Origin of the sequence: Streptomyces sp. NPDC088246, assembly GCF_044741025.1 — a bacterium.
Taxonomy (GTDB): domain Bacteria; phylum Actinomycetota; class Actinomycetes; order Streptomycetales; family Streptomycetaceae; genus Streptomyces.
Map to the genome: position 1 here is coordinate 64717 of NZ_JBIURV010000010.1, position 17141 is coordinate 81857.

Annotated in this window: 15 protein-coding genes and 1 pseudogene; 7 read left to right on the forward strand and 9 right to left on the reverse strand. The window is 69.1% G+C overall.

Going from position 1 to position 17141, the window contains the following annotated elements:
* Positions 1 to 66 precede the first annotated feature (66 nt).
* Positions 67 to 573 (reverse strand): pyridoxamine 5'-phosphate oxidase family protein, encoded by a 507-nt coding sequence (locus tag ACIPEK_RS16095; RefSeq protein ID WP_401996008.1) that lies wholly within the window; start codon positions 571 to 573, stop codon positions 67 to 69.
* A gap of 241 nt (positions 574 to 814) precedes the next feature.
* Here ACIPEK_RS16095 and ACIPEK_RS16100 point away from each other — a divergent pair, with 241 nt between their 5' ends.
* Positions 815 to 1294, forward strand: a complete 480-nt coding sequence (locus ACIPEK_RS16100; protein WP_401996383.1) for a hypothetical protein — start codon at positions 815 to 817, stop codon at positions 1292 to 1294.
* Positions 1291 to 1995: a vitamin K epoxide reductase family protein gene (locus ACIPEK_RS16105; RefSeq protein ID WP_401996011.1), complete on the forward strand. Its 705-nt coding sequence runs from the start codon at positions 1291 to 1293 to the stop codon at positions 1993 to 1995. The genes ACIPEK_RS16100 and ACIPEK_RS16105 overlap by 4 nt, the downstream gene beginning before the upstream one ends.
* On the opposite strand, the gene ACIPEK_RS16110 is transcribed toward ACIPEK_RS16105, so the two are convergent.
* Entirely contained in the window at positions 1946 to 3262 is a 1317-nt protein-coding gene (locus ACIPEK_RS16110) for a globin domain-containing protein (RefSeq protein WP_401996014.1), read from the reverse strand. The two genes, ACIPEK_RS16105 and ACIPEK_RS16110, sit on opposite strands and share 50 nt — an antisense overlap.
* 243 nt (positions 3263 to 3505) lie before the next feature.
* Between ACIPEK_RS16110 and ACIPEK_RS16115 the strand changes: the two genes are divergently transcribed.
* Complete coding sequence (locus ACIPEK_RS16115) at positions 3506 to 4252, forward strand: response regulator (protein WP_401996017.1); 747 nt, start codon at positions 3506 to 3508, stop codon at positions 4250 to 4252.
* 14 nt (positions 4253 to 4266) lie between these two features.
* Here ACIPEK_RS16115 and ACIPEK_RS16120 read toward each other — a convergent pair whose 3' ends face one another.
* Positions 4267 to 5970, reverse strand: a complete 1704-nt coding sequence (locus ACIPEK_RS16120) for a GAF domain-containing protein (protein WP_401996386.1) — start codon at positions 5968 to 5970, stop codon at positions 4267 to 4269.
* A 514-nt stretch (positions 5971 to 6484) separates the two neighbouring features.
* On the opposite strand from ACIPEK_RS16120, the gene ctaD reads away from it, so the two are divergent.
* Together ctaD and ACIPEK_RS16130 are read left to right on the forward strand one after the other, a co-directional pair.
* Positions 6485 to 8275, forward strand: a complete 1791-nt coding sequence (ctaD, locus tag ACIPEK_RS16125) for a cytochrome c oxidase subunit I (protein ID WP_401996020.1) — start codon at positions 6485 to 6487, stop codon at positions 8273 to 8275.
* A gap of 52 nt (positions 8276 to 8327) precedes the next feature.
* A complete protein-coding gene (locus tag ACIPEK_RS16130) occupies positions 8328 to 8648 on the forward strand; it encodes a hypothetical protein (protein WP_401996023.1) in 321 nt (106 codons plus the stop codon).
* 162 nt (positions 8649 to 8810) lie between these two features.
* Here ACIPEK_RS16130 and ACIPEK_RS16135 read toward each other — a convergent pair.
* Positions 8811 to 10293 (reverse strand): annotated as a pseudogene (locus ACIPEK_RS16135) (amidase).
* Between the two features lie 129 nt (positions 10294 to 10422).
* On the opposite strand from ACIPEK_RS16135, the gene ACIPEK_RS16140 reads away from it, so the two are divergent.
* Both ACIPEK_RS16140 and ACIPEK_RS16145 read left to right on the forward strand, forming a co-directional pair.
* Positions 10423 to 11043 carry a TetR/AcrR family transcriptional regulator gene (locus ACIPEK_RS16140; protein WP_401996026.1) on the forward strand — a complete coding sequence of 207 codons (621 nt, stop codon included), beginning with the start codon at positions 10423 to 10425 and terminating at the stop codon, positions 11041 to 11043.
* A 162-nt stretch (positions 11044 to 11205) separates the two neighbouring features.
* The gene (locus tag ACIPEK_RS16145) at positions 11206 to 11547 is read left to right on the forward strand and encodes a hypothetical protein (protein ID WP_401996029.1); all 342 of its coding nucleotides are present in this window, start codon (positions 11206 to 11208) and stop codon (positions 11545 to 11547) included.
* A gap of 322 nt (positions 11548 to 11869) precedes the next feature.
* On the opposite strand, the gene ACIPEK_RS16150 is transcribed toward ACIPEK_RS16145, so the two are convergent.
* The 5 genes from ACIPEK_RS16150 to ACIPEK_RS16170 all read right to left on the reverse strand — a co-directional run bounded on the left by ACIPEK_RS16150 (position 11870) and on the right by ACIPEK_RS16170 (position 17068).
* On the reverse strand, positions 11870 to 12490 hold the full coding sequence (locus ACIPEK_RS16150) for an L-threonylcarbamoyladenylate synthase (protein WP_383079688.1): 621 nt from the start codon (positions 12488 to 12490) through the stop codon (positions 11870 to 11872).
* 104 nt (positions 12491 to 12594) lie between these two features.
* Positions 12595 to 13533 (reverse strand): carbohydrate ABC transporter permease, encoded by a 939-nt coding sequence (locus ACIPEK_RS16155; protein ID WP_383079689.1) that lies wholly within the window; start codon positions 13531 to 13533, stop codon positions 12595 to 12597.
* The gene (locus ACIPEK_RS16160; protein ID WP_401996033.1) at positions 13530 to 14678 is read right to left on the reverse strand and encodes a carbohydrate ABC transporter permease; all 1149 of its coding nucleotides are present in this window, start codon (positions 14676 to 14678) and stop codon (positions 13530 to 13532) included. The genes ACIPEK_RS16155 and ACIPEK_RS16160 overlap by 4 nt, the downstream gene beginning before the upstream one ends.
* A 6-nt stretch (positions 14679 to 14684) precedes the next feature.
* Positions 14685 to 15929, reverse strand: coding sequence for an extracellular solute-binding protein (locus tag ACIPEK_RS16165; RefSeq protein ID WP_401996036.1), 1245 nt, complete (start codon positions 15927 to 15929; stop codon positions 14685 to 14687).
* Positions 15930 to 16018: 89 nt separating this feature from the next.
* Entirely contained in the window at positions 16019 to 17068 is a 1050-nt protein-coding gene (locus ACIPEK_RS16170; RefSeq protein WP_401996039.1) for a LacI family DNA-binding transcriptional regulator, read from the reverse strand.
* Between the last annotated feature and the right edge of the window lie 73 nt (positions 17069 to 17141).

A 17141-nucleotide genomic window follows, 5' to 3' on the forward strand; every position in this document is an offset into this window, starting at 1 on the left:
GCATGCCCCGGGCACTTCGCCCACGGAGCGAGCTACGGAGAAGTCCTTCAGCACGCAGACGCTGCATCAGACCGTCAGCCGAATCCCGGTGACCAGATGCGGACGGATGCGGACCGCACAGTCCATCACCCGGTCGGACCAGGGCCTGATCAGTCGTTGGTAGCGCCTCAGGGCATCGGGATCGGTCACGGGGCGGCAGTAACCCGTCGCGACGACGCTCCAGCCCAGATGGGTCAGCGGATCGATGTCGTCCGCCTGGTAGGCGACCACGACTCCCTGGCCGCCATGGTGCCGGGCCTGGGTGAACAGGTCCGATTCCTGATGGGTCCGGATGACGATCTGGCCGAGGTCCAGCAGGTGGTTCACCGGCCGGATTGCGGGCAGCGCGCGCTGGGTGAAGACGATCCGCCCGAGCGGCGCCCCGCCGAGCAGGCTCAGCGCCTGAGCGCCCGTCAACTCGACCGTGCGGCGTGGTCCGGTGGCCGCCGGGCCGTGAGCCGGGGCCGACGCCGACGACGTGGGTGCGGCCGCGGACACGGACGACCGCGGCGACTGGTGATCTGCGTGGCTCATGAGGCGGCCTCGTCTCCTGATCTGCTCGACTGCCGCACGAGTACATCGCGTGCTGCCGTCCCCACGCCAGGGCCGAACGGCCCAGGGCCGAACGGCCCTAGCGACATCGGACCCCCGATGGGTTCACTGCGGTGGACCGCATGCCGCGGGCCGGCCCAACGGCGGCTCCGGGGGCCGGGCCGTGGCTTGTGGAACGTTCGGTCGGAGCGGGCAGTGCGGATGTGCACAGGAGGGGAACGTGGTGATCGCGGTCGTCGGACACAGAGACCTCAACAACAGAACTCTGGCGCTGGTGGAGGCTGAACTGAGAGCGCGGCTGGACTGCCTGGCAGAGGGCGTGGCCGCTCTCGTACGGGTCGGGGCGGGGCTGCCGCTCGTGTTCGGGCGCGCCGCCCGGGAAGCCGGACGCAAGCTCACGGTACTGCTGCCGGCCCAGGGCGCGGTGCCCGCGGTGCTGCCCGAGCGGGACCGGCGGGCCGCAGGGGAACTGCTGGTCCTGGCCGGGAGCGTACGGCTGCTGGCTTTTGATCCGGCAGACCGTAACGCTTGCGTCAGCGCCGATGAACGTCTGGTGCAGACGTGCCGGACCGTGCTTGCCGTGTGGGACGGTTCGCCGTCGGACGGCCGGGACGCCACCGCACATCTGGTTGCCTTTGCCCGGGCGCGTGGAATCCGGGTGGAGGTCGTCTGGCCGGACGGCTCCGTGCGGGGGCGGGCATGAGCGCGTCGGCGCGTGAGTCGAAGGTGGTGGCGGAAGCCCTCGAGACCGATGACCGGGAGGATCACTCCTCGGAGCACCGGGCGAACGACGGTGCTTCGGGGACGCGCGACGAACGGGAGCGGACCGGGGCGCGCCAGGGATTCGCATGGCTGCTGCTGATCACCGCCGCCCTCGGGCTGCTCGGCTCCTTCGTGATCACTACCGACAAGTTCGAACTGCTCGCCGACCCAGGCTTCGTTCCCGCCTGCTCGCTGAGCCCCGTGGTGTCCTGCGCGGATGTGATGCGCAGCGAGCAGGCGTCGGTGTTCGGCTTCCCCAATCCGCTCATCGGACTGATCGCCTTCGGGGTGGTGATGGGGACCGGCGCGGGACTGCTCGCAGGTGCGCGCTACCGACGGTGGTACTGGCTGGGGCTGAACCTGGGCACCCTGTTCGGCGTCGGCTTCTGCATGTGGCTGATGACGCAGGCGCTGTACGACATCGGCGCGCTCTGCCTGTGGTGCGTACTCGTGTGGGTGGCCACGATCTTCGTGTTCTGGCACACCACCGTGCACAATCTGCGCCATGGCGTCCTGCCCGCCCCACGCGCCCTCGTCGCGGCGGTACTGGAGTTCCCTCTTGCGGTGCCGGTGACTTGGTGCCTGGCCATCGTCATGCTGATAGCAATCCGGTTCTGGCCGTACTGGCAGACGTTTCTGTGACCCGCACCATGCCGGTGATGTCGTGATGGACGTGCGTGGCCGGGACTCCGACGGCGGCCAGCCGGGCGGCGACGGCCCGCGCCGAGTCCGTCGTGGATGCCTCGGGTGCCAGGGCCAGATAGACGTGTTGCCGGGAGACGGCCCCGGGACGCTGCGTCAGTATTCCGGCTACGGCCCGCAGACCGGGATCTGCGGAGGAACCGGCCTGACCGGCCGTGAGGACGGTCAGCCAGGGGCGTCCGCGCCGGAACGCCTCCAGGAACGCCGCGTCGTACACGCCCTCACCCACCCCTCCGTCCAGCAGTAGACGCACCCGGTGCGCACGGAACCGTTCGGCGTCGATCTGCTGGAGCAGCGCCTTCATCGCGGCCCATCCGGTACCGGAGGCGATCAACACCACGTCGGCGGACGGGGTGTGATCGGGCAGGGCGAGCGCGCCGCGCGGTGCGCTGAGGCGGACGGTGCCGCCCTTTTGCGTGCCGTGCACCAGCGCATCACTCACCCCGTCGGCACCCCGGGCCCGTACATGGAACTCCAACTCCCCGTCCGGATGCGGCGCGCGGGCGAGATAGTAAGGACGCCATGCCTGTTCCAGCAGCGGCGACTCCAAGGACGCGAACTGCCCGGCTCTGAAGGGGTAGGGCTGATGGGGACGCACCCTCAGCACCGCGAGATCCGGCGTACGGAGCTCGTGCGAGGCCACCGTCGCCTCCCAGCTCGGCGGTTCGGCGATGGCCTCGTCCGCGCCCCTGACCATCGCCGAAACGGCGAGCCGCAGCATCCGCAGCCAGGCGTCCTCCAGGGCGCCGGTCCACCGGGCGCCCGCACGCATGCGCAGCGCCTCGATCAGCGCCGCCTCGAACGCCTCGAAGTGCGCGGGGCGCACACCGAGCTTGCGATGGTCGCGGCCCAACTGCGTCAAGGTGGCGATCATCTCGTCCGTACGGTGCAGATTGCCGATCAGATAGCGGAAGATCCCGACGAGATGGGCCTGCTGGAACGCCATCGACTCGGGGAACAACGACCGAAGATACGGATGCCGCTCGAACAGGACCCGGTACAGCTCGGCGATGAGCTCCTCCAGCGGGCTCACCAGCGGCAGGAATTCGCTGATCAGCTGCTGGTCGGACGTTCCGTCGTACGGCTGCGGTGCCTCGGCGCACCATGGTTCGGCGCCAGCTCCGGCCGGGGACAGGATGCGTCGTCGCAGCCGCATCGCGTCATGCCGCGCGAGCAGTGCGTGGTAGTCCTCGCTCGGGGTGTTCATGGACCGGTGACTCCTTGGGACAGCACGGTGGGGTGGCCGGGACACAGAGACGTCCGTAGCGCCCGGACGATCTCGGCGGCGCCAGTATGGCACCGCGTCCAGCCTGCCGACCGGCCCTGGCCACAGGGCCTTTCGGCCCTGTTCAGAGCCTGTACGACATGCTGTGACACCCCGGCGAACCGGCCTGCGGACGAACGCACATACTGGTTCAAGACCCCCTTCCCCGAACCGATCGAGCATGGTGTGAATGACCTCGCGAAGTCCCCGCTGAGCACGACGCCGCCGCAGTCCGCGGCCCCCGTACGCGTCTTCATCCTCGACGACCACGAGGTCGTCCGGCGCGGCGTACGCGATCTGCTGGAGGCCGAAGACGGCATCGACGTCGTCGGCGAGGCGTCCAACGCCCGGGAGGCGCTGGCCCGTGTACCGGCCAGCAGGCCACAGGTCGCTGTACTGGACGTAAGGCTCGGCGACGACCCCCGCGGTGACCACGCCGGTATCGAGGTATGCCGGGAACTGCGTGCCCTCATGCCCGAACTGGCATGTCTGATGCTGACGTCGTTCGATGACGACGAGGCACTGTTCGACGCCATCATGGCGGGCGCGGCCGGCTACGTACTGAAGCAGATCAATGGAGCCGATCTGATCGCCGCCGTACGCACGGTCGCGTCCGGCACCTCGATGCTCGATCCACGGACGACCGCTCGTGTGATGGCACGGCTGCGGGGCCACCAGCGGACCCACGCCGAGGAGTCGGAGGCATCGGAACTGGAACAGCTCACAACCAGGGAGCGCCAGATCCTGGACCTCATCGGCGAGGGCCTCACCAACCGCGAAATCGCGGAACGCCTCTTCCTGGCCGAGAAGACCGTCAAGAACCGCATCTCCTCGATCCTCGCCAAACTGGGAGTCGGCCGCCGGATTCACGCCGCGATGCTCGTCGGCCGGATCAAGGACCGCCAGGCGCAAATCCCGGTCCGGCGAATCTGACAGGTGCTCAGGCATCAGTCGTGGAGCGGGACGCACCATGTGATCCGGGTGCCGCCGTCCGCCGGCCGCTCGATGGCAAGTGTGCCGCCGCACAGCTCCGCCCGCGTACGCATGTTGGCCAGCCCACCGCCGCGCCTTGCCGGCTGACCGCCGTCATTGACAGCTGTCCCCGTTCGGGGAGCTGTCGTGTCACCGGCCGGGATCCCGATGCCGTTGTCCGTGACGGTCAGGGTCACCGCGTCGTCGGCCGACAGCACGATGCCGATACGACTCGCACGGGCATGGCGGGACGCGTTGGACACCGCCTCGGCGGCGACCGCCACCACGTGTTCGGCGAGTTCGTCCGGGACGGTGGTGTCCACCGGCCCGTCGATCCGCACCGTGGGCCGGAAGCCGAGGACATGTGCCGCCGCACGAGCGGTCTCCGCCATCCGGTGCCGCAGCCCGCTGCGGCCCGAACCGTCCGCCGTGCGCAGATCGAAGATGGTGGACCGGATGATCCGGATAGTGGTGTCCAGATCATCCACTGCCCGGCTGACCCGCTCGGCCGCTTCCGGACGGTCCGCGATGGCCCGGGTGGTGCTCTGGAGAGTCATCCCGGTCGCGAACAGCCGCTGGATCGCCAGATCGTGCAGATCGCGGGCGATCCGGTCCCGGTCGTGCATCACGGCGAGTTCCTCCGACTCGGCCCGTCTGCGGGCCAGTTCCAGTGCGATGGCCGCCTGGTCGGCGAAGCCGGAGACGAGTTCGACCTCGGTCTCGTCGAACGGCGGGCGGTCCGTCGGCCGCCCCAGGCGCAGTGCGCCCAGTGCCCCGCTATCGATCTGCAACGGCACCGCCACCACCGGGCCCAGACCGTCCTCGGTACCGTCGCCGAACGGATGGGCCCGGGGATCCGTACGGACGTCGGCGCAGTGCACAGGCGTTCCGGTACGGGCGGCGAGCCCGGCCAGCGATCCCGACGCCGGAACGGACAACCCCGTCACACGGTCGGAGTCCCGGCCATGGGCGACGGCAACGGTGAGGCGTTCCTCGGCCGCTGCTGCCGCCGGAGCCTCTGAGAGGGGCGCGGAACCGGGCCGCGCCGTGGGCAGCAGAATCGCTGCCCGGTCGGCCCCCGCCACTTCCATCGCCCGCTCGGCGATCAGATGCAGCACCTCGTCGGCGTCCGTTCCCGAGAGCAGGGTGCGGGTGATCTCGCCCAGTGCCTCCAGGCGCCGTTCCCGGCGGCGGCTCTCGTCGTACATCCTGGCGTTGTCGATGGCGACTCCGGCGGCGATCGACAAGGTGGTCAGTACCGCCTCGTCGTCGGCGTCGAAGCTCACCCCGCCCCGTTTCTCGGTGAGATAGAGGTTGCCGAACACCTCGTCACGCACCCGCACCGGTACACCGAGGAAGGTGCGCATCGGCGGATGACGAGGCGGAAAACCGAAGCTGCGCGGGTGGCTGCTCAGATCGGTGAGCCGCAGCGGTTCCGGGTGACGGATCAGCTCTCCGAGGATTCCGCGGCCGCACGGTGACGGCCCGATCCTGGCCGCGAGTTGGTCCGACAGGCCCACCGGCAGGAACTCCAGGAGCTTCTGCCCGTCCCCGACAATGCCGAGTGCTCCGTACTCCGCGTCGGTCAGCGTCACCGCTGCCTCCACGATGCCGCGCAGCACCTCCGGGAGTTCCAGGCCCCGTCCCAGACTCATCACGGCATCCAGCAGACTGCGCATCCGGTCCGGCCGGCTGGGCTGCGGCCACGCGGCCGGACCGGGGCAGGAGGGGCCGGGCGAGCCGAGCGTGGGGGAGGAGGGGACGGGGGAGGGGGCTTCGAAGTGGGAGCCGGGCTCGGGAGGTGCTGTCTCTGCCATCGGGGTGCCGTTCTCTGGGGCCGTGTGCCGTATGCCGGGTATCTGCTCACCGGATCAACGCAGGGCTGGGACCGGTCCACGGGCCGTCAGCCTACGACAGCCCAGGTGCCGAGGGTCCGGCGGAGTGTGGTCTCGAAGGCCGGCGCGGGCAGGGCCGGTCGGCTGCCGGATGTACACGGCAGTAGGGCCGGTCGGCCCCGTGGAGGGTGACCGTCGGCCCCTGGAGAGCGTCGCGGCTCGCGGCCAGCATGGTGCGGCCGGGAAGGTCCGGTCCGTCCCCTCGTGATCCGCCGGACCTTCCCGACCGCTCCCCGGACACGCCCCCGTGCGGCCGGGGAGTGCTCGGAGAACTGCCAGAGCTGGAGGACACGGTCCGGTGGACGCAATGGAATCGCAGGGCAATCAGGCCACCCCTGCATATGGCCCCAAGCCTCCCGGCCCCGGGGCCGACCCCGCCGACGCGGAGGCCACTTCGGGCGGTCGCGGGCCCACTCGGGCGGGCACGAAGCAGCCCGGCACGACGCAGCCCCGCACCGATCTGCCGGGCCGTTCCTCGCGCGGCCGGATCGTCGTCTCATGGCTCACGACGACCGACCACAAGCAGATCGGCACCCTTTATCTCGTCACCGCGTTCGTCTTCTTCCTGATCGGCGGTGTGATGGCGCTGGTGATGCGTGCCGAACTCGCCCGTCCCGGCACGCAGGTCATTTCCAACGAGCAGTTCAATCAGGCATTCACGATGCATGGCTCGGTGATGCTGCTGCTGTTCGCCATGCCGCTGTTCACGGGATTCGCCAACTGGCTCATGCCGCTCCAGATAGGCGCACCCGATGTGGCCTTTCCGCGACTGAACATGTTGGCCTACTGGTTGTTCCTCTTCGGCTCGCTGATCGCCGCGGCAGGGTTTCTCACTCCTCAAGGCGCCGCCGACTTCGGTTGGTTCGCCTATGCTCCGCTTTCCGACGCGACCCACTCTCCGGGCATCGGCGCCGATATGTGGATCATGGGCGTGGCGTTGTCCGGCTTCGGTTCCATTCTCGGAGCGGTGAACTTCATCACCACCATCATCTGCATGCGTGCCCCGGGAATGACCATGTTCCGGATGTCGATCTTCACCTGGAACGTACTGTTGACCGCCGTACTCATCCTCCTGGTCTTCCCGGTCCTCGCCGCAGCACTCTTCGCGCTGGAGATGGACCGGAAGTTCGGGTCGCACATCTTCGACGCCGCCAACGGGGGTGCGCTTCTGTGGCAGCACCTGTTCTGGTTCTTCGGGCACCCGGAGGTCTATGTGCTGGCTCTGCCGTTCTTCGGCATCGTCTCCGAGATCATTCCGGTCTTCTCCCGGAAGCCGATGTTCGGCTATGTCGGCCTCGTTGCCGCGACGATAGCAATTGCCGGGTTGTCCGTAACCGTTTGGGCCCACCATATGTATGTCACCGGAGGTGTACTGCTGCCTTTCTTCGCCTTCATGACCTTTCTGATCGCTGTACCGACCGGAGTGAAGTTCTTCAACTGGATCGGCACGATGTGGAGGGGGTCGCTGTCCTTCGAGACGCCGATGCTCTGGGCCACCGGATTTCTGATCACCTTCGCCTTCGGTGGACTGACCGGAGTCATCCTGGCCTCGCCACCACTGGACTTCCACGTCTCCGACTCGTACTTCGTGGTCGCCCACTTCCACTACACGCTCTTCGGTACGGTCGTCTACGCGATGTTCGCCGGATTCCACTTCTGGTGGCCGAAGTTCACCGGCAAGATGCTCGACGAGCGCCTGGGGAAGATCACCTTCTGGGTGCTGACGGCCGGCTTCCACCTCACGTTCCTCGTGCAGCACTGGCTCGGTGCGCAGGGAATGCCGCGCCGGTACGCGGACTATCTCGCCGCCGACGGTTTCACCGCCCTCAACACCCTGTCCACCATCGGTTCGTTCCTGCTCGGGCTGTCGTTCCTCCCCTTCTTCTACAACGTCTGGAAGACCGCCCAGTACGGCAGGAGGACAACCGTCGGCGACCCATGGGGTTATGGCCGCTCCCTGGAATGGGCCACGTCCTGTCCCCCTCCCCGGCACAACTTCACCACCCTGCCCCGTATCCGCAGCGAGTCCCCGGCGTTCGACCTGCACCATCCGGAGATCGCCGCGCTCGACTCCGCTGTACCGCAGTGACCCCTGACTCGTCGACCACCGCAATCCCCGCCCCTGAGGAGAGTGCTGCCCGATGTCCCATGGTGTTCTGGCGCTTGGCGTAGCCGTGCTCTGTGTATCGGGCAACGTCTGGTACCTGCCCGCCTGCATCGACCTGCGCGCCGGCCAGGACCGGCCGCGCTCCCGCCGGCTGGCCGCGGCCGCTGTACTGGCCGGATGGGGATCGGCGGCCCTCACGATGCTCCTGCTGCTCATGCCGGTCACCCTGTCCGCGGTCGCGCTGGTGGCGGTCGCGGGTACCACCACCACGGTGTCCCTGGCCGTCCGCGCGCGGCTGCGCCGAGGCCAGGAGCAGTGTGAAGAGGAGGCCCGGTGGGCCGCACTCCTGCGTTGACCACCGTCCGCCCGGAACTCGGCCCGTCCGCCGTCGGCGCCTTCCCAGACGCCCCCGACCTGTTCGGAGCCGAGTTCCGGGCTCTTTCCCGCGCACCCCGCTGTTGCCTCGGACTTGCGCGCGACCGGCCGAGAGCCGAGGGTGCAAGCGCCCCTCGAGGGTTCAATCAGCCCTGCCCCCCACGCGCGGGTCGACCGGTGTGAGGACTCCGAGCCGGTCCTCGATCGCCTGCGCCGCGCCCAGGCACAGGTCTTCCCGGAAGGCGCGCCCGACGACCTGCACCCCGGACGGCAGTCCGTCGACCACTCCGGTCGGTACGGCCACGCCGGGCACACCCACGAAACTGGTCACGGTGCACAGGCGCATCGCTGAGCCGACCCGGTCCCGTCCGGCCCTGTCGCGTGACTCCAGCCCGGGCTCGACCGGTGGCTCGGTGAATACCGGGCCGAGCAACAGCGGGTATTCGTGGAGGAATTCGGCCCATGAGCGGCGGATGTTCATCCAGGTGCCCATCAGTTTCATGAACTCGTCCGCGCTTGCCGGCGGCGTCTGCTCCGTCATCATCTCGATATAGCGGTCCCCGCCCGCTCCGAGCAGCTTCCGCACCACTGGCCAGCTCGATATAGCGGTCCCCGCTCGCTCCGAGCAGCTTCCGCACCACTGGCCAGGTCGCAGCGAACTCGGTCACGGTGATCCGGCCGTACGCTTCGAGCGCTTCGTCCAGTCTCGGAACGTCCTGTACCTCCCGCACGTCGTACCCGGCGTCGCGCAGCACCTCGGCCGAGGTCTCGACGGCCCTGCGAACCGTGGGGTGAACGCCGTGCCCACCGGGGTCCGCCACGACCGCGACCTTCACCGGCCCGGGGAGCGGTTCGCCGTAGGCAGGTACCGGTACGGCCCGCGGGTCGCGCGGGTCGGTCCCGGCCAGCACCTCGAACGCCAACCGGAGGTCGCCCACACTCCGCGCCAGCGGGCCGTCGGTGACCAGCATCTGGGACGCCGGGCCTGGGTCGTCGGGGCCGATGACGCGGTGGTCCGCGGGGAAACGCCCGGTTGTCGGCTTCAGCCCGGCCACGCCGCAGAACTGGGCCGGGATGCGCACCGATCCACCGGAGTCGTTGCCGAGCCCGAGCGCTGCCATGCCCGTGGCGACGGCCACCCCGTCGCCTCCGCTGGTGCCACCCGGGGTCCGGCCGGGGTCCCATGGGTTGGCCGTGTCGCCGAAGAGCTCGCTTCGTGTGTGCATCCCCGCCAGGATCAGGGTGGGCATGTTGCTGTGGCCGATGGGGATGGCCCCGGCTGCGCGCAGCCGGGCCACCGGGGGCGCGTCGGCCGACGCCACCAGATCGCGGAAGCGCTCCGCGCCGAACGTGGTCGGTACGCCTTCGACGGCGGTGCTCTCCTTGACCGTGAACGGCACGCCCGCCAGCGGTCCCAGCGCCTCACCGGCGGCCCGCCGGCGGTCTGTCTGCGCTGCGGCGGCGCGTGCGCGCTCCGCAAGGAGCTGCGTGACCGCGTTCACCCGCGGGTTGACCTCGGCGATGCGCTCCAGGTGGCTGTCGACCAGTTCGACCGCTGAGACGTGGGCGTTGCGCACTGCCTCCGCCTGCGCGGCGGCCGGCATCTTCCACAGGGCGTCCTGCATGTGTTCGTGTCCTTTCCCGTCCATGTTCCGATGCGCTTGCATCGGAACTGTAGCCTGGGAATCGATACGAGCGCATCGAATAAAGTGGGCTATAAAGCAGAGGACCGTGAACCAGGGAGGCGACCGGGTATGCCCAGACAGGTGGATCACGCAGACCGACGCCGCCGGATCGCCGAGGCCGTCTGCCACCTCGCTGACGAACGCGGGCTGGAGGGTGTGACCCTTCGAGACGTCGCCGCCCGTGCGCAGGTGTCGATGGGCGCCGTTCAGCGATGCTTCCGCACGAAGGAAGAGATGCTCGTGTTCGCGCTCGGGCACATCGGCGAGCGGATCGGCGAGCGCGTACAGGCCCGCCTCGTCAGGAGCTCGGCCCAGTCGGCCGGCACAGCCCTGGGGCATGCGGTGACCGAGGTCTCACTGCTCCAGGAGGAGCACCGCGCCGAGGCCAGGGTCTGGCTCGCCTTCGTTGCGCAGGCGGCCGTCAGCGAGGCCCTCGCGAGGACGCTGAAGGCGAACTACGCAGCCCTGCAAGAGGCGTTCACCCGCCTCATCTCGGAAGCCGACGAGGGCGCCGACCGTGCCGTGCCCCTCGATCCGCGACGCGAGGCCCGCACCCTCCTCGCCCTTGCGGACGGCCTCACCGCGCATGTCCTCATCGGCCATCTCACTCCGCAAGAGGCGCAGGACGTCCTCCACGCGCACCTGGGCGACCTCTGGGAGCGTCCGGCCCGGCCGGCTCGCACCACTTGAACGTCCCGGGCCGCCAAGGCGGGCTGGGCTCGGAGTCGGGTCCGCCGGACGCCTGCTGCGGGCCCCTGGTACCACTCGCACCTGTCGTTCTCGGACCACTGGGTCCTGGGGCTGCCCGGAGAACCCCCCGGGTCTGGGGCCGATGCCGCATGGGCAGATCCGGTGCTGGACGCCGCGCTGTTCGCCGTATCGGCGCCGGGTGCCGGGGAACCGGACACCTGGCAAGTGCCGGACGGCCTGGTGCCGGCCCGGTTCGGGCGTCTCATCGGCCAGGATGTCCGGCTGGCCTGCCAGGCGGCCGGATTTCCGGACAGCCTCACCCCGACCGGCACCGATCGGGAGATCGACCAGGTCGACGGACACATCAATCCGATGGCGGGTTCGCCCACGCATCAGTACCTGATCACCGCGGGGCACCGCCCCGACCACGGACGGCGGGCCCCGACGCCCGGCGAGCCGGCTGGCAGAGCATCTCGGGAGCGGCCGTCACCTGCGGTTCCCTGATCACGGCCGTCGTCACCGAGGACACCCCCGGCTTCGGCTCGCACCGCCTGACCGCCACATCCGTACATGTTCTGGCGCGGCAGCACGGCTTCCGGAGCATCGTCGAACGGGCGACAGGCCGGCGCCTGGTCCTCGAACCCGTCGAGATGCAGGAGGCTTTCACCCCCTGGTACCAGGGCGCTCTGCGGAGCCCGGACCCTCCACCGCGCGTGGCGCTGCCACAACCTCGCCCTCGCGACCGCGCCGCAGGCACCCCGCACCTGAGTCACAGGCTTTCCGGCGCGGAGGCCGCCCGGCAGGCACCGTGATGCCCGCGGCGCGGCTACTCGAACCGTGCGGTGTCGCCCGCCCCTCGGCGTACGATCTCGGGCTCACCGCCGGAGAAGTCGATGACCGTGGTCGGCTCGGTGCCGCAGTCGCCCGAGTCGACCACGGCGTCCACCACATGGTCGAGCCGCTCCTTGATCTCCCAGCCCTGTGTCAGCGGCTCGTCCTCGTCGGGCAGGAGCAAGGTGCTGGACAGCAGCGGCTCACCGAGGTCGGCGAGCAGCGCCTGAGCGACGACATGGTCGGGAATCCGGACTCCGACCGTCTTCTTCTTCGGGTGCAGCAGCTGTCGCGGCACCTCCTTCGTCGCGGGGAGGATGAAGGTGTAACTGCCGGGTGTCGCTGCCTTGATCGCACGGAACACATCGTTGTCGATGTGCACGAACTGACCCAGCTGCGCGAAGTTCTGGCACACAAGGGTGAAATGGTGACGGTCGTCGAGGTTCCGGATCGACCGGATCCGGCTGATGCCGTCACGACTGCCCAGCTGGCACCCCAATGCGTAACAGGAGTCCGTCGGGTACGCGACGAGCGCGCCGGCCCGGATGCTGTCGGCCACGGAGCGGATGGTGCGCGCTTGAGGATTCTCGGGGTGCACGTCGAAATACTTCGCCATCCGCCGAGTCTAGGTGATCAGGACCATTACGCTCAGAACAGCGGAGCCCGGTCCGGTCGGTGCGTCGGGTTCCGGCGCCGTCGGGAACCCGACGGCGCCGGAGTTCACTCCTTGACCGCTCCGGCGTTGGCGCCGCTCACGAAGTAGCGCTGGAAGCAGAAGAACAGCGCGGCCACCGGGATGGTGGAGAGCAGCGCCGCCGCCAGCTTCAACGGATACTGCGTTCCGCCGCCGAGTCCGCCCGAGACGAAGCGGGCCAGGCCCGTCGTGAGCGTCTCGTACTGGCCGGACTGCGTGCTGACGAGGAAGTGCGTGAACTCGTTCCACGATCCCTGGAACGACAGGATCGTCAAGGTGATCAACGCCGGCCGGGCCATCGGCAGGACGACGGACCAGAAGATCCGGAACACACCCGCCCCGTCGACCCGTGCGGCCTCCTCGACCTCGCGCGGTACCGATTCGAAGAACTGCTTCATGATGAAGATGCCCGCCGCGTCCACCAGCAACGGCAGGATCATGCCGGTGTACGTGTCGAAGAGCCCGAAGGTGTTGAGCACCAGGAACTTCGGGATGAGCAGGGCCACTCCGGGCACCGCCATCACCGCGAGCACGAAGCCGAACAGTGCGGAGCGGCCCCGAAAGCGCAGCCGCGCGAGCGCGTATCCCGCCATGGAGTCGAACAGCACCCGGCCCACGGTCACCACCACCGCCACCAGCGCCGAGTTGCCCAGCCAGCGCAGGAAGGGCACCCCATCCGCGGCCTGGCTCAACCCGAACAGCCGCTGGTACGCCGCCGTGGTCGGAGTGGTGGGCAGCAGGCCCAGCGGATGCGCGGCAGCGTCCGGATCCGTCTTGAAACCGGTCACCAGCTGGAGGACGAACGGCAGCAGATACAGCAGACCCAGCCCCAGCACCGCGGCATACCCCACCAACCGCCACGGCAGGCGGAAACGGCTCAGGACGGGGCGGCCCCGGTCGTGCGGGGCGCGACGGCGAGGGGAGGGCCGAGCCCGGTCGCGTACGGCCGTAGCGGCGACAGTCATCGGTTCCTCCCGGTACGTACGCCGCGCTCCCGCAGCGCCCAGCGCTGGAACGCGGTCAGGACGAGGATCAGGGCGAGCAGGATGAACGCGATCGCCGCGCCCTGCCCGAAGTCCGCGTTGTCGAAGCCCGCCGAGTACGACAGGAAGGCGGGCGTGAGCGTCGTATTGCCCGGAGCGCCCTGGCCCATCACATACACCTGGTCGAACACCTGCCAGGTGGAGATCAGCCCGAGCGTCAGAACCAGGAACAGCACGGGACGCAGGGCGGGCAGCGTCACATGCCGCAGCATCTGACGGCGGTTGACCCCTTCCATCGCCGCCGACTCCTCCAGCTCCCGCGGGATGTTCTGGAGCGCCGCGAGGAAGATCAGCATGAAGCTGCCGGAGGTCGTCCACACGGCGAGCAGGATGAGCGTGCACATCGCGACAGAGGGACCCGAGAGCCACTCGAACCACGACAGCCCCATGGCGGAGTGGTCGGCCAGGATTCCGGTGGGCCGTTCGGGATCGACGATTCCCAGACTTCCCAGGATCAGGGAGAGCACCCCGCGCGGGTCCGCGAACCAGTTCGGTCCCTTGACCCCGATCCAGGACAGCATGGAGTTGACGGCTCCGCTGCCCTGGAAGAGAAAGAGGAAGACCGTGGAGACGGCGATGGAGCTGGTGACCGACGGGAAGAAGAACGTCGTACGGAGGGCGCCGCGCCCCCGCAGCAGCCTCTGGTTGACGATCAGGGCCAGACCCAGTGCCAGCACGGTCTGCAGGGGGACGGTCAGCAGTACGTAGTAGGCGTTGTTGCGCAGGGACGTGGCGAAGAGGGTGCGATCGAGCCCGTCCTGGGTGAGCAGCGACCGGTAGTTGTCCAGACCGACGAAATCGGCCTGACCGGAGAACGGGTTGGACTGTCCGTCCCAGTGCAGCAGGCTCACCCACAGCGCCATCAGGATGGGAAGCACCATGAACAGGCCGAGGACGAGCACCATGGGGCTGACGAACAGCCAGCCCCAGGTGCCCTCCCCGCGAAGGCCCGCGCGCCGGGCGCGAGCCTTCGCGGTCGTGCCGGTCTCGCCCGGGGCGCCGTCAGGTGCGCCGGGCGAGCCGGTCGTTCGGGGGGTACCGCTCGCGCGGATCGTGCGGATGGGCATGGGGGCTCAGTTGCCCTTCGCGATCGCCTGTTCGCCGTTGCGCTGAAGGTCGGCGAGGATCTTCTTCGGGTCGGCGGTGCGCAGCGACTGCAGATCGGTGTTGAACTGGCTCAGGACCTTGTCGAAACCGGCGATCGTCACCGGGCCCTGTGCGTAGGCGCTGCCGTCCACCCAGGCCTTGGCGGCCGGCTGCTTCTCGGCGTACGTCTTGAGCGCGCTCGTCCGCGACGGCATGACTCCGAACGCGTCGGCGAAGGCGAGCTGCTGCTTGGCGGAGGTCAGGTACTTCACGAGGTCGACTCCCGCCTCGCGGTGCGCGCTGTCGGCGGCGACGCCCCAGCAGTTGCTGAAGGCGAGGGTGCCCTGGCCGGCCGGCCCCGAGGGCAGCGGCGCGATGGCGTACTTCACATCGGGGTAGTCGAGCCTCATGCCGCCTTCGAGCCAGTTGCCCTCGATGGCCATCGCGGCCTTGCCCTTGCCGAGCGCCTCACCGCCCCAGCTGGTGTCCACCTGCTTGGCGAACTTCATCGAGCCCGACTTGAGCAGGGACTGGACGAAGTCGAGCCCCTTGGCGTTCTCCGCGGTGTCGGCGGTCATCTTCTTCTGGTCAGCGTCGGTGAGCCAGCCGCCCGCCTGCTTCATGAAGACGCCGAGCCGCTGGAACTCGTCGCTGGTGACCAGACCGGTGACGCCGTTGCCGGTGAGCTTGTCCGCGACGGTCCTCAGCTCCTCCCAGCTCTTGGGATAGTCCTTCTCCGTCAGCCCGGCCTTCTTCCACAGATCGGTGTTGATGGCCAGACCGAGGGTGGAGGCGTCCTTCGGCAGGCAGACCAGCTTCCCGTCGTACGAGAACGAGGTCCGCAGCTGCTGGGAGAAGTCGTCGGCGTCGGATATCTGGTCCCCGTACGGGTACAGCGAACCGCCCTTCGCGTAGTTCGCGAACTGGTCGGAGTTGACATAGAAGACGTCCGGCGGCTTGTGCCCGGCGAAGGACTGGGCAAGCTGCTGGTTCATGTCCTTGGCCACCTCGACCGAGACCGAGTTGCCCGACTTCTTCGCATACGCGGCGGCGGCGGCCTTGACCGCCTGGGTCTCGGCGTCCCCCGAGGTGGCGATCAGCACCGTCAGTTTCTGCTTGCCGGCCTTGTCCTGCTCCGGCTCCTTGTCGCTGCCGAAGCTGGATGAGCAGCCGGTGGCGGTCAGTAGCGCCGCGCAGGTGACGAAGGCGGCGACGGCCGTACGGGTTCCCATGAATTCCTCCAGGGGGATAGTGCTTGCGGCTCAGCAGCCCGGAACGGGCGCGCTGTGAATGGGTGGCCCGTGGACGGGCGCGGGGTGGTTCAGTCGCCCGACGCGGATGTGCTGTCACGTACGACGAGGGACGGTTCGAGCAGGACGCGCTCGGGCGGAGCGCCGAGTTCCGACATCCGGGCCAGCAGAAGCCGGACACATTCGCGGCCGACGGCCTCCAGCGGCTGGGCGACGGTGGACAGTCCGGGGGAGAGAAGCGCGGCCGTGGGGGAGTCGTCGAAGCCGACGACCGCCACATCCGTGCCCGGCATGGCTCGTCGCTCGCGCAGGGCGTGATAGCACCCCAGAGCGAGCATGTCGCTTGCGGCGATCACGGCCGTCGCACCCGCGTCGAGCAGCGGTCCGGCGGCGGCCTGTGCGGAGGCGATGTCATCGACGCTCCGTGCCCGTCTGTTGCGTATCGAAAGGTGGTGCCGCCGCATGGCACGCTGCCAGCCCATGGCACGGTCGTCGCCGACCCCGGAGCCGCGCGGCCAGCCGAGGAACGCGATCCTGCGATGCCCCAGACCCACCAGATGCTCGACCGCGGCGTCCGTGCCCGAGGCGCCGTCGACATCCACCCAGTCCCCGATCTGCCGGCCGGACCACATGCGGCCGAAGCCCACGAACGGCACGCCGCGCTTCTCCAGCCAGGCCTGGCGCTGGTCGCCCCGGTCGGTGCCGCTCAGCACGAAACCGTCCACGCTGTGCAGGTCGAGGAGCTCCTCGTACCCGTCGAGGCCGGCGCTGCCGGGAGGTGAGGCGAAGAGCAGAATCCGGTACCCGGCCTCGTCGGCGGTCTGGGACAGGGCGTGCAGAAACCGGTCCATGACCGGGGCCGAGGTGCCGGGGGCGGTGGGGCGGATGCCGTAGCCGATGAGCTTGCTGGAGCGGGTGCGCAGGGTCTGAGCCGCTCGGTGCGGGCGATAGCCCAGCTCGTCGATGGTACGACGGACCCGCTCCAGGGTCTCCGGACGCAGCAGTTCGGGGGAATTGAGCGCGTTCGACACCGTCTGCGGAGACACTCCCGCCCGCCGCGCGACCGTGGCCAGGGTGACTGAACCGGTCTTGGACGCAGGGGTGTTGGGGGAGCGGGGCATGAGTGTCTCCGAAACCGGTCGTACGAATGGACGAGTTCATTGGAGCGTTCCAAAACCGTTGTCAACGCGCTGA

Excerpts from the sequence above, each read along its gene's own strand:
- ACIPEK_RS16095 (WP_401996008.1), bottom strand. The coding sequence starts at position 573 with ATGAGCCACGCAGATCACCAGTCGCCGCGGTCGTCCGTGTCCGCGGCC.
- ACIPEK_RS16155 (WP_383079689.1), bottom strand. The coding sequence starts at position 13,533 with ATGACTGTCGCCGCTACGGCCGTACGCGACCGGGCTCGGCCCTCCCCT.
- ACIPEK_RS16130 (WP_401996023.1), top strand. The coding sequence starts at position 8,328 with ATGTCCCATGGTGTTCTGGCGCTTGGCGTAGCCGTGCTCTGTGTATCG.
- ACIPEK_RS16110 (WP_401996014.1), bottom strand. The coding sequence starts at position 3,262 with ATGAACACCCCGAGCGAGGACTACCACGCACTGCTCGCGCGGCATGAC.
- ACIPEK_RS16140 (WP_401996026.1), top strand. The coding sequence starts at position 10,423 with ATGCCCAGACAGGTGGATCACGCAGACCGACGCCGCCGGATCGCCGAG.
- ACIPEK_RS16165 (WP_401996036.1), bottom strand. The coding sequence starts at position 15,929 with ATGGGAACCCGTACGGCCGTCGCCGCCTTCGTCACCTGCGCGGCGCTA.
- ACIPEK_RS16105 (WP_401996011.1), top strand. The coding sequence starts at position 1,291 with ATGAGCGCGTCGGCGCGTGAGTCGAAGGTGGTGGCGGAAGCCCTCGAG.
- ACIPEK_RS16150 (WP_383079688.1), bottom strand. The coding sequence starts at position 12,490 with ATGGCGAAGTATTTCGACGTGCACCCCGAGAATCCTCAAGCGCGCACC.
- ACIPEK_RS16120 (WP_401996386.1), bottom strand. The coding sequence starts at position 5,970 with ATGCGCAGTCTGCTGGATGCCGTGATGAGTCTGGGACGGGGCCTGGAA.
- ACIPEK_RS16160 (WP_401996033.1), bottom strand. The coding sequence starts at position 14,678 with ATGCCCATCCGCACGATCCGCGCGAGCGGTACCCCCCGAACGACCGGC.
- ACIPEK_RS16170 (WP_401996039.1), bottom strand. The coding sequence starts at position 17,068 with ATGCCCCGCTCCCCCAACACCCCTGCGTCCAAGACCGGTTCAGTCACC.